We start from the raw sequence: 14,033 nt of genomic DNA on the forward strand, positions 1-14,033 counted from the left end.
GCTTGATGCCGCGCGTTGAGCAGTGCCGAGCACGCTCCGGAACCGGCGTGACCGAGCCGAGTGACACAGCACAACCGGTGGCACTGCTTCGGACTCGTCGTCATCACATGACCTCTTCCGCCGTTTTGGCGGACCACCGCCCCGGCCAGGTCCCTACACACTCAGGACCCCGTCGGACAGCACAACCGGTCGCCGAGCCAGACAGGCCGACGTCCGCTCCAGGGAAGGACCCTTCGTGAGCGACACCACCGATCTGATGGGCGCACGTGTCGACGAGACCGCTGCCGCGCCCGCCACGGACGCCTCCGCAGCGCCTGCCGGGGCCTCCGGTAGCACGCGGCGGCGCCGCGGTACCGGCCTTGAGGGCATGGTGCTGGCAGAGCTGCAGCAGGTCGCGTCCGGCCTCGGGATCAGGGGCACCGCGCGGATGCGCAAGAGCCAGCTGATCGAGGTCATCAAGGAGGCCCAGGCGGGCGGCGGCGCGGCTCCGGCCAAGAGCGCCGCGCCCGCGGATGACTCCGCTGCCGCCGAGACCAAGCCCAAGCGCCGCGCGACGTCCAAGTCCCGTACGGGTGACGCCGAGACCGCGCCGAAGGCCGACAAGACCGACAAGGACGCCAAGGGCGCGAAGGCCGCCGACAAGGCGGACAAGCCTGACAAGGCCCAGAAGAGCCAGCAGGACAAGGCCCAACAGGCCGTGTCCCAGCAGCAGATCGAGATTCCCGGCCAGCCCGCGAGTGACGACGCCCCGGTCACCGAGCGCCGTCGGCGCCGGGCCACCGCCGATGTCTCCAGCCCCGCCGCCAAGGCCGAGGCCGCCGTTGACACGGTGACCGAGGCGAAGGCCGATACCAAGACCGAGGCCCAGCCCGAGACCAAGGCCGAGTCCGCCGCGGGCGGCTCCGCCCAGGAGGGCGGCGCCGAGGGCCGTGGCCGTGACCGCGGCAACCGCCGTGACCGTGGCCGTGACCGCGGCGAGCGTGGTGACCGCGGCGACCGCGACCGTGGTGACCGCGGTGACCGTGGCGACCGCCGCGGCAAGGGCGACGACCAGCAGGGCGGCGGCCAGGGCCGACAGCAGCGCCAGGGCGGCCAGCGCGGCCCCGAGGACGACGGCGGCTTTGACGACGAGGGTGGCCGCCGTGGCCGCCGCGGCCGCTACCGCGACCGTCGTGGCCGCCGTGGCCGCGAGGACTTCGGCAACGAGCCGCAGGTCTCCGAGGACGACGTCCTGATCCCCGTCGCGGGCATCCTGGACATCCTCGACAACTACGCGTTCATCCGTACCTCCGGCTACCTCCCGGGCCCGAACGACGTGTACGTCTCGCTCGCCCAGGTCCGTAAGAACGGCCTGCGCAAGGGCGACCACGTCACCGGCGCCGTGCGCCAGCCCAAGGACGGCGAGCGCCGCGAGAAGTTCAACGCGCTGGTGCGCCTGGACTCCGCGAACGGCATGGCGGCCGAATCCGGTCGCGGGCGGCCGGAGTTCCAGAAGCTGACCCCCCTCTACCCGCAGGACCGGCTCCGCCTGGAGACCGACCCGGGCGTGCTGACCACCCGCATCATCGACCTTGTGTCGCCGATCGGTAAGGGTCAGCGAGGCCTGATCGTGGCCCCGCCGAAGACCGGTAAGACCATGATCATGCAGGCGGTCGCCAACGCGATCACCCACAACAACCCCGAGTGCCACCTCATGGTCGTCCTCGTGGACGAGCGTCCCGAGGAAGTCACCGACATGCAGCGGTCGGTGAAGGGCGAGGTCATCTCCTCGACCTTCGACCGCCCCGCCGAGGACCACACCACCGTCGCAGAACTGGCCATCGAGCGTGCCAAGCGCCTCGTCGAGCTGGGTCACGACGTGGTCGTCCTGCTGGACTCGATCACCCGCCTGGGCCGTGCGTACAACCTCGCGGCCCCCGCCTCCGGACGCATCCTGTCCGGTGGTGTCGACTCGACCGCGCTCTACCCGCCGAAGCGCTTCTTCGGTGCCGCGCGCAACATCGAGGACGGCGGCTCGCTGACCATCCTGGCCACCGCGCTGGTCGACACTGGCTCGCGCATGGACGAGGTGATCTTCGAGGAGTTCAAGGGCACCGGCAACATGGAGCTCAAGCTGGACCGGAAGCTCGCCGACAAGCGGATCTTCCCGGCGGTCGACGTCGACCCGTCCGGCACCCGCAAGGAGGAGATCCTCCTCAACAGCGACGAGCTCAAGATCGTCTGGAAGCTGCGCCGGGTGCTGCACGCGCTCGACTCGCAGCAGGCGATCGAGCTGCTGCTGGACAAGATGAAGCAGACCAAGTCGAACGCCGAGTTCCTGATGCAGATCGCGACGAACACCCCGTCGCCGGGCAACGGCAACGACTGACCTCGCGACAGCGCACCACCTGGGGCCGCCCCCGTCACTTCGGTGACGGGGGCGGCCCTTTGGCATGCCTTCTCAGAGAACTCTTAGACAGGCTCCTAATGTCCCGTGCAACCCTTTTTGTGGATTGAACGTCTGACAGACGACGACTGAGTACTGAGCTGGGGGTACCCGTACCGCCGACGACGAGGACTGAGGAGTACATGGGCGAGCAGAGCGGGCCCTCGGGCGACATATCCGGGCGGCGACGCGGCGGCCGCCGCCGCAAGCCGCGCAATGGGCGCAAGACGGCACTCACCGTCGCGGGCTGGACCACAGCGGCCGTGGTGGTGCTCGGCGGCACCGGACTGGGCTACGTCTACTTCCGGCTCGACGGCAACCTGAAGAGCGTCGACATCAACGGAGCGCTCGGCGACGACCGCCCCGAGAACGTCGACAACGGCTCGATGGACATCCTCGTACTCGGCTCCGACTCCCGGGCCGGTGCCAACGGCGAGTACGGCGGCGGTGACGAGGGCGCCCGCGCGGACACCGCGATGATCGTGCACGTCTACCAGGGCCGTAAGAAGGCCAGCGTCGTGTCCATCCCCAGGGACACGCTGGTGACCAGACCCGAGTGCCCGACCGAGGACGGCGGAACGGACCCCGGCGGCGAGCGCAGGATGTTCAACGAGTCGTACTCGGTGGGCGGCCCCGCCTGCGCCGTGAAGACCGTCGAGAAGATGTCCGGCATCCGCATGGACCACTACCTCGAGGTCGACTTCTCCGGCTTCAAGAACCTGATCGACGAACTCGGCGGCGTGGAGGTCACCACCGAGAAGGCGATCAAGGACGAGGACAGCCACCTCGACCTCCAGGCCGGTACCCACCAGCTCAACGGCGAGCAGGCCCTCGGTCTCGTACGCACCCGGCACGCCGTCGGCGACGGCGGCGACCTGGGGCGCATACAGCTCCAGCAGGCCTTCATCAAGGCGCTGATCACGCAGGTCAACGAGATCGGCATCCTCACCAACCCGAAGAAGCTCTTCGACCTCGCGGAGACCGCGACCAGCTCCCTCACCACCGACTCGGAGCTGAAGAAGGCCAAGGACCTGGCCAGCTTCGCGCTCGGCCTCAAGGGCATCGACTCGAAGAACATGAACATGGTCACCCTCCCCGTGGCCTACGACGTCATCGACCGGAACCGTGTGGTGCCGCTGCCGAAGGAGACCCAGCTGGTGTGGGACGCCCTGTTGGCGGACCGGCCGATCCCGGCCGAGGCGACCAAGGACTCGGCGGGCGACAAGGGTGAGGCGGGCTCGGTCGTGAAGGACGACTGATCCCCTCTCGTACGGCCCCGGCGCGGGCACGGAGCGTGTGCGGATCGTGTGCGGACCAGGTCCGGAATAGATCAGGACCCCCCTCGGTTTTGGGAGATACGGCCGGTCCTGGCAGACTGGTACGTCGGCCCCGGTTCACGGACGAGCATCCCGCTCGTGCGACCCGGTGCCCTCCCGAAACTAGGAGACACCTTGAAGCGCGACATCCACCCCGAGTACGTCGAGACCCAGGTCAGCTGCACCTGCGGCGCGTCGTTCACCACCCGTAGCACCATCGGTTCCGGCACCGTCCGTGCCGAGGTCTGCTCCGAGTGCCACCCGTTCTACACGGGCAAGCAGAAGATCCTCGACACCGGTGGCCGTGTGGCCCGCTTCGAGGCCCGCTTCGGCAAGGCTGCCGGCACCAAGTAGCGAGCCACTGCGCCGGTCCTCGGTCGCTCCCGCCCAGGGGGGACCAGGACCGGCGTTTTTTGGTCGGTCCAGCCCATATGTCGTACGAAGATCCAGGAGTCCGGAGATGTTCGAGGCGGTCGAGGAACTGGTCGGCGAGCACGTCGACCTTGAGAAGCAGCTCGCCGACCCTTCGGTCCACGCTGACCAGGCGAACGCGCGCAGGCTCAACAAGCGCTACGCCGAGCTGACGCCGATCGTCGCGACGTACACCTCCTGGAAGCAGACCGGCGACGACATCGAGACGGCCCGGGAACTGGCCGCCGACGACCCGGAGTTCGCCGCCGAGGTCAAGGTCCTGGAGCGCCAGCGCGAGGAGCTCACCGAGAAGCTGCGGCTGCTCCTCGTCCCGCGCGACCCCAGCGACGACAAGGACGTACTGCTGGAGATCAAGGCGGGCGCGGGCGGCGACGAGTCGGCGCTGTTCGCCGGTGACCTGCTGCGGATGTATCTGCGGTACGCGGAGCGCGTCGGTTGGAAGACCGAGATCATCGACTCCACCGAGTCCGAGCTGGGCGGCTACAAGGACGTTCAGGTCGCCGTGAAGACCAAGGGCGGCCAGGGTGCCACCGAGCCAGGCCACGGCGTGTGGGCGCGACTGAAGTACGAGGGCGGGGTACACCGCGTCCAGCGGGTGCCGTCCACCGAGTCCCAGGGCCGCATCCACACCTCGGCGGCCGGGGTGCTGGTCACCCCCGAGGCCGAGGACGTGGACGTCGAGATCCACGCGAACGATCTCCGTATCGACGTCTACCGCTCCTCCGGCCCCGGCGGTCAGTCCGTCAACACCACCGACTCGGCGGTGCGCATCACGCACCTGCCGACCGGCGTCGTCGCCTCCTGTCAGAACGAGAAGAGCCAGCTCCAGAACAAGGAGCAGGCCATGCGCATCCTGCGCTCCAGGCTGCTCGCCGCGGCGCAGGAAGAGGCCGAGAAGGAGGCCTCGGACGTCCGTCGCAGCCAGGTCCGCACGGTTGACCGCTCCGAGAAGATCCGTACGTACAACTTCCCGGAAAACCGCATCTCGGACCACCGGGTCGGCTTTAAGGCGTACAACTTGGACCAGGTGCTCGACGGGGAGCTGGACGCGGTGATTCAGTCCTGTGTCGACGCGGACTCCGCGGCGAAGCTCGCCGCGGCCCAGTAATCAAGCAGTCCAGCAATCGCAGTCCCGTAATCAAGCAGCCCAGTGATCAAGCAGCCAGTAAGCAAGCTGGGAAGGGTAGGCGCGTGAACCTTCTGCTCGCCGAGGTGGCCCAGGCCACCCAGCGGCTGGCCGACGCCGGTGTGCCGTCGCCGCGTCACGACGCGGAGGAACTCGCCGCCTTCGTGCACGACGTCAAGCGTGGCGAGCTGCACAGCGTCAAGGACGCGGACTTCGACGCGCGCTACTGGGAAACCATCGCCCGCCGCGAGGCCCGCGAGCCGCTCCAGCACATCACCGGACGCGCCTTCTTCCGCTATCTGGAGCTCCAGGTCGGGCCCGGCGTCTTCACCCCGCGCCCGGAGACCGAGTCCGTCGTCGGCTGGGCCATAGACGCCGTCCGCGCGATGGACGTGGTCGAGCCGCTCATCGTCGACCTGTGCACGGGCTCGGGCGCGATCGCGCTGGCCATGGCCCAGGAGGTGCCGCGCTCGCGGGTGCACGCCGTGGAGCTGTCCGAAGAGGCCCTGGTCTGGACGCGGAAGAACGTCGAGGGGACCCGCGTCGCGCTCAGCCAGGGAGACGCGCTGACCGCGCTGCCCGAGCTGAACGGCCAGGTCGACCTGGTCGTCTCGAACCCGCCGTACATTCCGCTCACCGAGTGGGAGTATGTCGCTCCGGAGGCCCGTGACTACGACCCCGAGCTCGCGTTGTTCTCCGGCGAGGACGGACTTGACCTGATCCGCGGCATCGAGCGCACCGCCCACCGGCTGCTGCGCCCCGGCGGCGTGGTCGTCGTCGAGCACGCCGACACCCAGGGCGGCCAGGTGCCGTGGGTCTTCACCGAGCAGCGGGGCTGGGCGGACGCCGCGGACCACCCTGACCTGAACAACCGGCCGCGCTTCGCGACCGCCCGCAAGGCGATGCCGTGATGCGGAGCGCGACCGCGACCGCGACGACGAGAAGCACCAGAAACAGCAGAAGCACCAGCAACAGCAGCAACAGCGGGAACACCAGGACCATGCACGCGTACGAGGAGGCACGCTAGATGGCACGGCGATACGACACGAACGACGCGACCGACCGCGCGACTGGTCTGCGCGAGGCCGCGTCCGCCGTCCGCCGAGGCGAGCTGGTCGTGCTGCCCACGGACACCCTGTACGGCGTCGGGGCCGACGCCTTCAGCCCCGAGGCCGTCAACGACCTGCTGCTCGCCAAGGGCCGGGGCCGTGGCATGCCCACGCCCGTCCTGATCGGCTCCCCGAACACCCTGCACGGCCTGGTCACCGACTTCTCCGAGCAGGCCTGGGAGCTGGTGGACGCTTTCTGGCCCGGCGCGCTGACCCTGGTCGCCCGGCACCAGCCGTCCCTGCAGTGGGACCTGGGGGACACCCACGGCACGGTCGCGGTCCGGATGCCGCTGCACCCGGTCGCCATCGAACTGCTCACCGAGGTCGGCCCGATGGCCGTCTCGTCGGCGAACCTCAGCGGGCACCCGGCCCCCGAGGACTGCGACGCCGCGCAGGAGATGCTCGGCGACTCCATCTCCGTATACCTGGACGCTGGACCCACCCCCGGCATCGTCCCCTCCTCGATCGTGGACGTCACCGGGAAGACCCCCCTGCTGCTGCGCGAGGGAGCGCTGGATGCGGAGGAGCTCCGCAAGGTCGTACCCGACCTCGAGGTGGCCAGTTGACGGCCCCCGAGGGGCGTGGCATAGCGGGCTTTCCCGGACTCACGGACCACTTCCGCATCCTCCACGTCAGCACCGGCAACGTCTGCCGCTCGCCGATCACCGAGCGGCTGCACCGCCATGCCCTGGCCCACCGCCTCGGCGACCCTCGTACCGGCGGCCTGCTCGTGGAGAGCGCGGGCACCTGGGGGCACGAGGGCGCGCCCATGGAGACCAACGCGGCGGCGGTGCTCGCCGACTTCGGCGCGGACTCCTCCGGCTTCATGGGGCGGGAACTCCTGGACGAGCACGTCATCCGCGCCGACCTGGTCCTCACCGCGACCCGGGACCACCGCGCCCAGGTCATCTCCATGGGCCACTCGGCCGGACTGCGCACCTTCACCCTGAAGGAGTTCACCCGCCTCGTACGGGCCATAGACCCGGCCACGCTGCCGGATCCACTCGATGACAGCGTGGTCGACCGGGCCCGCGCCCTGGTACGGGCCGCGGCGGCCCTGCGCGGCTGGCTCCTGGCGCCCACAGCGGACGCGGACGAGGTCTACGACCCGTACGGGGCACCGCTCCCGTTCTTCCGCTCCATCGGCGACGAGATCAACGTGGCCCTCGACCCGGTCGTCACAGCCCTGACGGGGCTTCCGGCGCGCGCGTAGGGCTGGCCCCCGGCTGTCGGCCGCGCCGTCAGCCGGGCGCGCCGTCAGGGGCCGTCCTACATTGGAGGGGCCACCCCTGCGAGGCCCGGAGCCGAACATGCCGGTCAGCACCGAACCCACCGCCGCCCGCACAGCGCCCGCGGACTTCGACGCGCTGCGGCGCCAGGACCCCGAGCTCGCCGACGTGCTGAGCGCTGAACTGGAGCGCCAGTGCTCCGGCCTCCAGCTGATCGCCGCCGAGAACTTCACCTCCCTGGCCGTCCTGACGGCCCTCGGCTCGCCGCTCGCCAACAAGTACGCCGAGGGGTACCCCGGTGCCCGCCACCACGGCGGCTGCGAAGTGGTCGACGTCGCCGAGCGGCTCGCCGTCGAGCGGGCCAAGGCGCTCTTCGGCGCCGAGCACGCGAACGTCCAGCCGCACTCCGGGTCGTCGGCCGTGCTGGCCGCGTACGCCGCGCTGCTGCGCCCCGGTGACACGGTGCTCGCGATGGGCCTGCCGCACGGCGGCCACCTCACCCATGGATCGCCCGCCAACTTCTCCGGGCGCTGGTTCGAGTTCATCGGCTACGGAGTCGACGCCGAGACCGGCCTGATCGACTACGAGCAACTGCGCACGCTGGCCCGCACCCACCGCCCCAAGGCCCTGGTCTGCGGTTCGATCTCCTATCCCCGGCACATCGACTACGCGGCCTTCCGCGAGCTCGCCGACGAGATCGGCGCCTACCTGATCGCCGACGTCGCGCACCCCATCGGCCTGGTCGCCGGGGGAGCGGCGCCGAGCCCCGTCCCGTACGCGGACGTCGTCTGCGCCACCACCCACAAGGTGCTGCGCGGCCCCCGGGGCGGCCTGCTGCTGTGCCGGTCCGCGCTGGCGGAACGGATCGACCGGGCGGTCTTCCCCTTCACGCAGGGCGGCGCGCAGATGCACACGATCGCCGCCAAGGCGGTGGCCTTCGGCGAGGCGGCCACGCCCGCGTACACGGCGTACGCCCATCAGGTGGTCGCCAACGCCCGGGTGCTGGCCGACGGCCTGGCCACCGAGGGCCTCACGATCGCCACCGGCGGTACGGACACCCACCTCATCGTCGCCGACCCGGCCCCGCGCGCCAGCGACGCCCGTAGCGCGCGAGGACTGCTCGGCGGGGCTGGCTTGGTCGTCGACGTGTGCGCACTGCCGCACGGCGACGCACGTGGGCTGCGGCTGGGTACCGCGGCCGTGACGACCCAGGGCATGCGCGAGGCGGAGATGGCCCGCATCGCCGTACTGGTGTCGGCCGCGCTCCGTGAGGACGGGGATCAGGCCGAAGGTGTGCGGAAGGTACGGGACGAGGTGCGTGCGCTCGCCGAGAGATTCCCGCCGTATCCGCCGCTGTATTCCGCCCGGTAGCGGGTAGGCGCAGCCCGTCGGCGTGGTCGGCGGGCATTCCGTGCAACCATCCTCGCTACCCGGAAGTCCCTAACCGTATGCGCACACGGCTAGTGTGTGGGGCTCAGATGGCCAGCGATACCAGTGGGGAAGCCCGTGCGTGAATATCTGCTGACGCTTTGCGTCACGGCTGCGGTCACCTATCTCCTGACCGGGCCGGTGCGGAAGTTCGCCATCGTCGCCGGGGCGATGCCGGAGATCCGCGCGCGGGACGTGCACCGTGAGCCGACGCCGCGGCTCGGTGGCATCGCTATGTTCTTCGGTCTCTGCGCGGGTCTGCTGGTGGCCGCCCATCTGACCAACCTGAAGCCGGTGTTCGAGCAGTCCAACGAGCCCCGGGCGCTGCTCTCCGGCGCCGCCCTGATCTGGATCATCGGCGTCCTTGACGACAAGTTCGAGCTGGACGCGCTGGTCAAGCTGGGCGGGCAGATGGTCGCCGCGGGCGTCATGGTGATCCAGGGCCTGACGATCCTGTGGCTGCCGGTGCCGGGCGTCGGTTCGGTCTCGCTGACCCAGGGGCAGGGCACCCTGCTGACCGTCGCGCTGGTGCTGATCACCATCAACGCCGTCAACTTCGTGGACGGCCTGGACGGGCTCGCGGCCGGGATGGTGTGTATCGCGGCCACGGCGTTCTTCATGTACGCGTACCGGATCTGGTACGGCTACGGGCTTGAGGACGCCGCCCCGGCGACGCTCTTCGCGGCGATCCTGATGGGCATGTGCCTCGGCTTCCTGCCGCACAACATGCATCCGGCCCGGATCTTCATGGGCGACTCGGGCTCAATGCTGATCGGCCTGGTGCTCGCGGCGGCCGCGATCTCCATCACGGGTCAGGTGGACCCGGACGCGATGAACCTCTTCGCGGGCTCCGAGAAGGCGGCCGTGCACCAGACGGTGCCGGTGTACATCCCGCTGCTGCTGCCGCTGACGATCATCGCCGTACCGGCCGCTGACCTGGTGCTGGCGATCGTCCGGCGGACCTGGCGCGGCCAGTCGCCGTTCGCCGCTGACCGGGGCCACCTGCACCACCGGCTCCTGGAGATCGGGCACTCGCACAGCCGCGCGGTGCTGATCATGTACTTCTGGTCCGGCCTGATCGCCTTCGGCACCCTCGCCTACTCGGTGAACTCGGCCTCGATGTGGATCGTCCTGGTCCTGGTCGCCCTCAGCGCGGTCGGTCTGGTCCTGCTCCTGCTGCCCCGCTTCACGCCTCGGGCCCCGCTCTGGGCCCAGTCCTTCGTACCGCCGCGTTACCGCCGTGTTCGGCGGCCCGTAACCGAGCCGACCGAGGCGGCCGCGACCTCTGTGCCTGAGGGGCCTGAGGGGCCTGAGGTGCTGGAGGAACCTGCTGAGGCCGCGGAGGCTCCTGTGACGGCGAGCCGTCCGGGAGGCGTCAACGGATCAACGGCGATTGGCACTCGATCCCGTTTCGCAATTCGCCGTAAAGCGGACAGCGCCTCGCGCTGAGAAGGCCCCATAGCAGGCATGACGCCCAACTCGGCGCTCAGGCGCGCGCATTAGCCCTCATGTGTGACAGTGGGCACACTCGCTAGGTAAAGACCTCATCAAATAGTTTGTGATACCGTTCACGAGATCCCGGGGTAGGGCCGTTTGGCCGTCGTCCGACGGTCCGGTGGCATGCGAAGCCCCACCTGACCCGGGCTTACGCTCGTTCATGACGACAACTCGTCCCCTTCAGTAAGTGGAGCCTTGCCGCCATGCAGTCCAGTGCCCTACGCACGCTCTTCCCGATGGTCGTACCCGCGGCCGCGGTCGGCGTTCTCGCCGCCGTGGTCAGTGGAGTCGCCGTCGGTGGTAAGGGCGCTTTCGGAGCGATCCTGGGCTCGCTGGTGGTCATTCTCTTCATGGGAGCCGGGCAGGTCGGGCTGCAGTACGTAGCCAAGGCCATGCCCCAACTCCTCCAGGGCATGGCGCTGATGGTCTACTTCGTTCAGCTCGTGATCCTGCTGGTCTTCATCCTCGCGGTCAGGAACACCACGGTCTTTCACCACAAGGCTTTCGCGTTGACCCTGGTGATCGCCGTTGTCGTGTGGATCGTGGCGCAGGCGCTTGCCCAGCTGAAGGGGAAGACCCTTTACGTGGACCCCGCCGCTGAAGGTGACTCCCATGGGACGGGAGCGTCGCGTGAAAAGTAGGGCCGGTATAAGTCCTCACGTGACGGGCTGCTATCGTCCGATCCCGACTGCGGCACTGCGGGCGCGGGCACCAGAGCTGACGCCTGCCACATCGCGAGGCTCTGCGCCTGTCCGCCGCCACTTCCTTGTAAGACCACACCGGTGCCGACCTGCGGCTGCCCCGCCGCTCAGACTCAACGAGGTTGCCGTATCCATGCGCCACGCAGAAGGAGCTCCTGGTGACTGCTGACGCCCAGATGCTCGCATTCGAGACCGACTGTCACCTGTTCCAGGGGTGCGGCTTCCCCGCCCCCAGCGTGTGGTCGTTCATCTTCGAGCCGATCTTCACCATCGGGCCTGTCGAATTCAACAAGCCGATGCTGCTCGCGCTCATCGGTACCTTCCTGATCCTGGCGTTCTTCTGGGCTGGCTTCTCCAAGGCCAAGGTCGTACCCGGCAAGCTCCAGATGGTCGCCGAAGCGCTGTACGACTTCGTGCACCGCGGCATCGCCAAGGAAGTCATCGGCAAGAAGGGCGAACCGTTCGTCCCGCTGCTGGTGTCGTTGTTCTTCTTCGTCTGGATGCTGAACCTCTGGGCGCTGATTCCGCTGGCGCAGTTCCCGGTCAGCTCGGTGATCGCCTATCCGGTCGGTCTGGCGCTCGTTGTCTGGGTCACCTACATGACGGTGACGTTCAAGACCAACGGATTCGTCGGCGGCATTCGCAACCTGTGTGTGCCGAGCGGTCTGCCCAAGCCGATCTACGTGCTGCTGACGCCGCTCGAGTTCATCTCGAATGTCTTCGTGCGCCCGTTCACGCTTGCGGTCCGACTTTTCGCGAACATGTTCGCGGGTCACATCCTGATCCTGATCTTCACGATCGCGACCTGGTACATGCTCGGCAGCGTGCTCGGCACGGTCTACGCCTCCGCCTCGTTCGTCATGACGTTGATCCTCACCGTCTTCGAACTCTTCATCCAGGCACTGCAGGCGTACGTCTTCACCGTGCTGACCGCCACCTACCTCTCTCAGGCGCTCGAAGAAGCGCACTGAGCAGGTCCCAGCCACCTCCGGCCCCCCATGACGTCCGGTGGACGCACCCTCCACCGGCCCACCAAGAGAAGGAACCACGGACATGTCTGCTGCATTCGAGACCCTCGCGGCCGTCAACGGCAACGTCGGCACCATCGGTTACGGCCTCGCCGCGATCGGCCCGGGTATCGGCATCGGCATCATCTTCGGTAACGGCGTGCAGGCCATCGCCCGCCAGCCCGAGGCCGCTGGCCTGATCCGCCAGAACATGCTGCTCGGCTTCGCCGTCGTCGAGGCCCTCGCCCTGATCGGCTTCGTCGTTCCGTTCATCGTCACCTGATGTTTCGGCCGTAGCCACACCCGAGGAAAGGTCCACCACGATGAACTGGTATCTGGCAGCCGAGGAGGCTCAGTCGCCTCTGGCGCCGGTCTGGCCGGAGATCGTCATCGGCCTGATCGCCTTCGGCATCGTCTTCTTCGCCTTCTACAAGAAGCTCCTCCCGGCCATCAACAAGGCCCTGGACGAGCGTCGCGAGGCGATCGAAGGCGGCATCGAGAAGGCCGAGGCCGCGCAGACCGAGGCCCAGAGCGTTCTTGAGCAGTACAAGGCTCAGCTCGCCGAGGCGCGTCACGAGGCCGCGCGCCTGCGCCAGGAGGCGCAGGAGCAGGGCGCCACGCTCATCGCCGAGATGCGTGCCGAGGGCCAGCGGCAGCGTGAGGAGATCATCGCTGCCGGTCACACCCAGATCGAGGCCGACAAGAAGGCGGCTTCGACGGCGCTCCGTCAGGACGTGGGCAAGCTGGCCACCGACCTGGCCGGAAAGCTCGTCGGGGAGTCGCTGGACGACCACGCCCGGCAGAGCCGCACCATCGACCGTTTCCTCGACGAGCTCGAGGAGAAGGCCGAGGCGGCACGATGAGTGCGCACGGAGCGAGCCGTGCGGCGCTGGCCGCCGCACGCGAGCGGCTGGACGCGCTGACCGACAACACCTCGGTCGACGCGGCCAAGCTGGGCGCCGAACTGGCGTCGGTCACCGCGCTGCTCCACCGCGAGGTCTCGCTGCGTCGGGTCCTGACCGACCCGGCGCAGTCCGGCGAGGCCAAGGCTGAGCTGGCCGGGCGGCTGCTCGGCGACCAGGTGGGCGGCGAGACCATCGACCTGGTGGGCGGTCTCGTACGGGCCCGCTGGTCGGCCTCGCGTGACCTGGTGGACGCGCTGGAGGAGCTGGCGGACACCGCCGACCTCACCGCCGCCCAGCAGGCGGGCACGCTCGACAACGTCGAGGACGAGCTGTTCCGGTTCGGCCGGATCGTCGCGTCCAACACGGAGCTGCGTGCCGCGCTCACCATCCGTGGCGGCGCGACGCAGGCCAAGGGCGAGCTGCTGCGCAGCCTGCTCGGCGGCCGCGCGGAGCCGACCACCGAGCGGCTGATCGAGCGTCTTGTGACCCGTCCCAGGGGACGTAGCCTGGAGGCGGGACTCGAGTCCCTGTCCAAGCTGGCCGCCGACCGCCGTAACCGCACGGTCGCGGTGGTCACCTCGGCCGTACCGCTGTCCGACGGACAGAAGCGGCGGCTGGCCGGTGCGCTGGCCAAGCTGTACGGCCGGGACATGCACCTCAACCTCGACGTGGACCCCACGGTCCTCGGCGGGATCAGGGTGCAGGTCGGTGACGAGGTCATCAACGGCTCCATCGCGGACCGTCTGGAAGACGCGAACCGGCGGATGGCCGGCTGACGACGCACGTCGTCACCGGAAGTCGTCACACCAACTCAACAAGCATTGCTAACGGCCCGAGTTGGGCCGTGCAGAAGATGCA

Annotated in this window: 14 protein-coding genes; all 14 read left to right on the forward strand. The window is 69.0% G+C overall.

Annotated features, from left to right (window positions below):
* The first annotated feature begins 235 nt into the window (after positions 1-235).
* The 14 genes from rho to GCN81_RS20875 all read left to right on the forward strand — a co-directional run bounded on the left by rho (position 236) and on the right by GCN81_RS20875 (position 13,951).
* The gene (gene rho / locus GCN81_RS20810) at positions 236-2,368 is read left to right on the forward strand and encodes a transcription termination factor Rho (RefSeq protein ID WP_156726116.1); all 2,133 of its coding nucleotides are present in this window, start codon (positions 236-238) and stop codon (positions 2,366-2,368) included.
* Positions 2,369-2,568: 200 nt separating this feature from the next.
* The gene (locus tag GCN81_RS20815; RefSeq protein WP_156726117.1) at positions 2,569-3,684 is read left to right on the forward strand and encodes an LCP family protein; all 1,116 of its coding nucleotides are present in this window, start codon (positions 2,569-2,571) and stop codon (positions 3,682-3,684) included.
* Between the two features lie 192 nt (positions 3,685-3,876).
* Complete coding sequence (gene rpmE / locus GCN81_RS20820; protein ID WP_156726118.1) at positions 3,877-4,095, forward strand: 50S ribosomal protein L31; 219 nt, start codon at positions 3,877-3,879, stop codon at positions 4,093-4,095.
* Positions 4,096-4,201: 106 nt separating this feature from the next.
* The gene (gene prfA, locus GCN81_RS20825) at positions 4,202-5,281 is read left to right on the forward strand and encodes a peptide chain release factor 1 (RefSeq protein WP_156726119.1); all 1,080 of its coding nucleotides are present in this window, start codon (positions 4,202-4,204) and stop codon (positions 5,279-5,281) included.
* Positions 5,282-5,364: 83 nt separating this feature from the next.
* Positions 5,365-6,210, forward strand: coding sequence for a peptide chain release factor N(5)-glutamine methyltransferase (gene prmC / locus GCN81_RS20830; RefSeq protein WP_156726120.1), 846 nt, complete (start codon positions 5,365-5,367; stop codon positions 6,208-6,210).
* A gap of 116 nt (positions 6,211-6,326) precedes the next feature.
* Positions 6,327-6,974 carry an L-threonylcarbamoyladenylate synthase gene (locus GCN81_RS20835; protein WP_156726121.1) on the forward strand — a complete coding sequence of 216 codons (648 nt, stop codon included), beginning with the start codon at positions 6,327-6,329 and terminating at the stop codon, positions 6,972-6,974.
* The gene (locus GCN81_RS20840) at positions 6,971-7,621 is read left to right on the forward strand and encodes an arsenate reductase/protein-tyrosine-phosphatase family protein (RefSeq protein WP_156726122.1); all 651 of its coding nucleotides are present in this window, start codon (positions 6,971-6,973) and stop codon (positions 7,619-7,621) included. Before GCN81_RS20835 ends, GCN81_RS20840 begins: the two co-directional genes overlap by 4 nt.
* A gap of 97 nt (positions 7,622-7,718) precedes the next feature.
* Positions 7,719-9,008 carry a serine hydroxymethyltransferase gene (locus GCN81_RS20845; protein ID WP_156726123.1) on the forward strand — a complete coding sequence of 430 codons (1,290 nt, stop codon included), beginning with the start codon at positions 7,719-7,721 and terminating at the stop codon, positions 9,006-9,008.
* 135 nt (positions 9,009-9,143) lie between these two features.
* Positions 9,144-10,514 carry an MraY family glycosyltransferase gene (locus tag GCN81_RS20850; RefSeq protein WP_156726124.1) on the forward strand — a complete coding sequence of 457 codons (1,371 nt, stop codon included), beginning with the start codon at positions 9,144-9,146 and terminating at the stop codon, positions 10,512-10,514.
* Positions 10,515-10,765: 251 nt separating this feature from the next.
* The gene (locus GCN81_RS20855) at positions 10,766-11,203 is read left to right on the forward strand and encodes a hypothetical protein (RefSeq protein WP_156726125.1); all 438 of its coding nucleotides are present in this window, start codon (positions 10,766-10,768) and stop codon (positions 11,201-11,203) included.
* A gap of 236 nt (positions 11,204-11,439) precedes the next feature.
* Positions 11,440-12,234: a F0F1 ATP synthase subunit A gene (gene atpB, locus GCN81_RS20860; RefSeq protein WP_156726309.1), complete on the forward strand. Its 795-nt coding sequence runs from the start codon at positions 11,440-11,442 to the stop codon at positions 12,232-12,234.
* Between the two features lie 82 nt (positions 12,235-12,316).
* Positions 12,317-12,553: an ATP synthase F0 subunit C gene (gene atpE, locus GCN81_RS20865; protein ID WP_156726126.1), complete on the forward strand. Its 237-nt coding sequence runs from the start codon at positions 12,317-12,319 to the stop codon at positions 12,551-12,553.
* A 40-nt stretch (positions 12,554-12,593) separates the two neighbouring features.
* Entirely contained in the window at positions 12,594-13,133 is a 540-nt protein-coding gene (locus tag GCN81_RS20870; protein ID WP_156726127.1) for a F0F1 ATP synthase subunit B, read from the forward strand.
* Entirely contained in the window at positions 13,130-13,951 is an 822-nt protein-coding gene (locus GCN81_RS20875) for a F0F1 ATP synthase subunit delta (RefSeq protein WP_156726128.1), read from the forward strand. Before GCN81_RS20870 ends, GCN81_RS20875 begins: the two co-directional genes overlap by 4 nt.
* Positions 13,952-14,033 lie beyond the last annotated feature (82 nt).

This window comes from Streptomyces apocyni (assembly GCF_009739465.1).
Taxonomy (GTDB): Bacteria; Actinomycetota; Actinomycetes; order Streptomycetales; family Streptomycetaceae; genus Streptomyces; species Streptomyces apocyni.

Excerpts from the sequence above, each read along its gene's own strand:
- GCN81_RS20815 (WP_156726117.1), top strand. The coding sequence starts at position 2,569 with ATGGGCGAGCAGAGCGGGCCCTCGGGCGACATATCCGGGCGGCGACGC.
- prfA (WP_156726119.1), top strand. The coding sequence starts at position 4,202 with ATGTTCGAGGCGGTCGAGGAACTGGTCGGCGAGCACGTCGACCTTGAG.
- GCN81_RS20835 (WP_156726121.1), top strand. The coding sequence starts at position 6,327 with ATGGCACGGCGATACGACACGAACGACGCGACCGACCGCGCGACTGGT.
- GCN81_RS20845 (WP_156726123.1), top strand. The coding sequence starts at position 7,719 with ATGCCGGTCAGCACCGAACCCACCGCCGCCCGCACAGCGCCCGCGGAC.
- GCN81_RS20855 (WP_156726125.1), top strand. The coding sequence starts at position 10,766 with ATGCAGTCCAGTGCCCTACGCACGCTCTTCCCGATGGTCGTACCCGCG.
- atpB (WP_156726309.1), top strand. The coding sequence starts at position 11,440 with ATGCTCGCATTCGAGACCGACTGTCACCTGTTCCAGGGGTGCGGCTTC.
- atpE (WP_156726126.1), top strand. The coding sequence starts at position 12,317 with ATGTCTGCTGCATTCGAGACCCTCGCGGCCGTCAACGGCAACGTCGGC.
- GCN81_RS20870 (WP_156726127.1), top strand. The coding sequence starts at position 12,594 with ATGAACTGGTATCTGGCAGCCGAGGAGGCTCAGTCGCCTCTGGCGCCG.
- GCN81_RS20875 (WP_156726128.1), top strand. The coding sequence starts at position 13,130 with ATGAGTGCGCACGGAGCGAGCCGTGCGGCGCTGGCCGCCGCACGCGAG.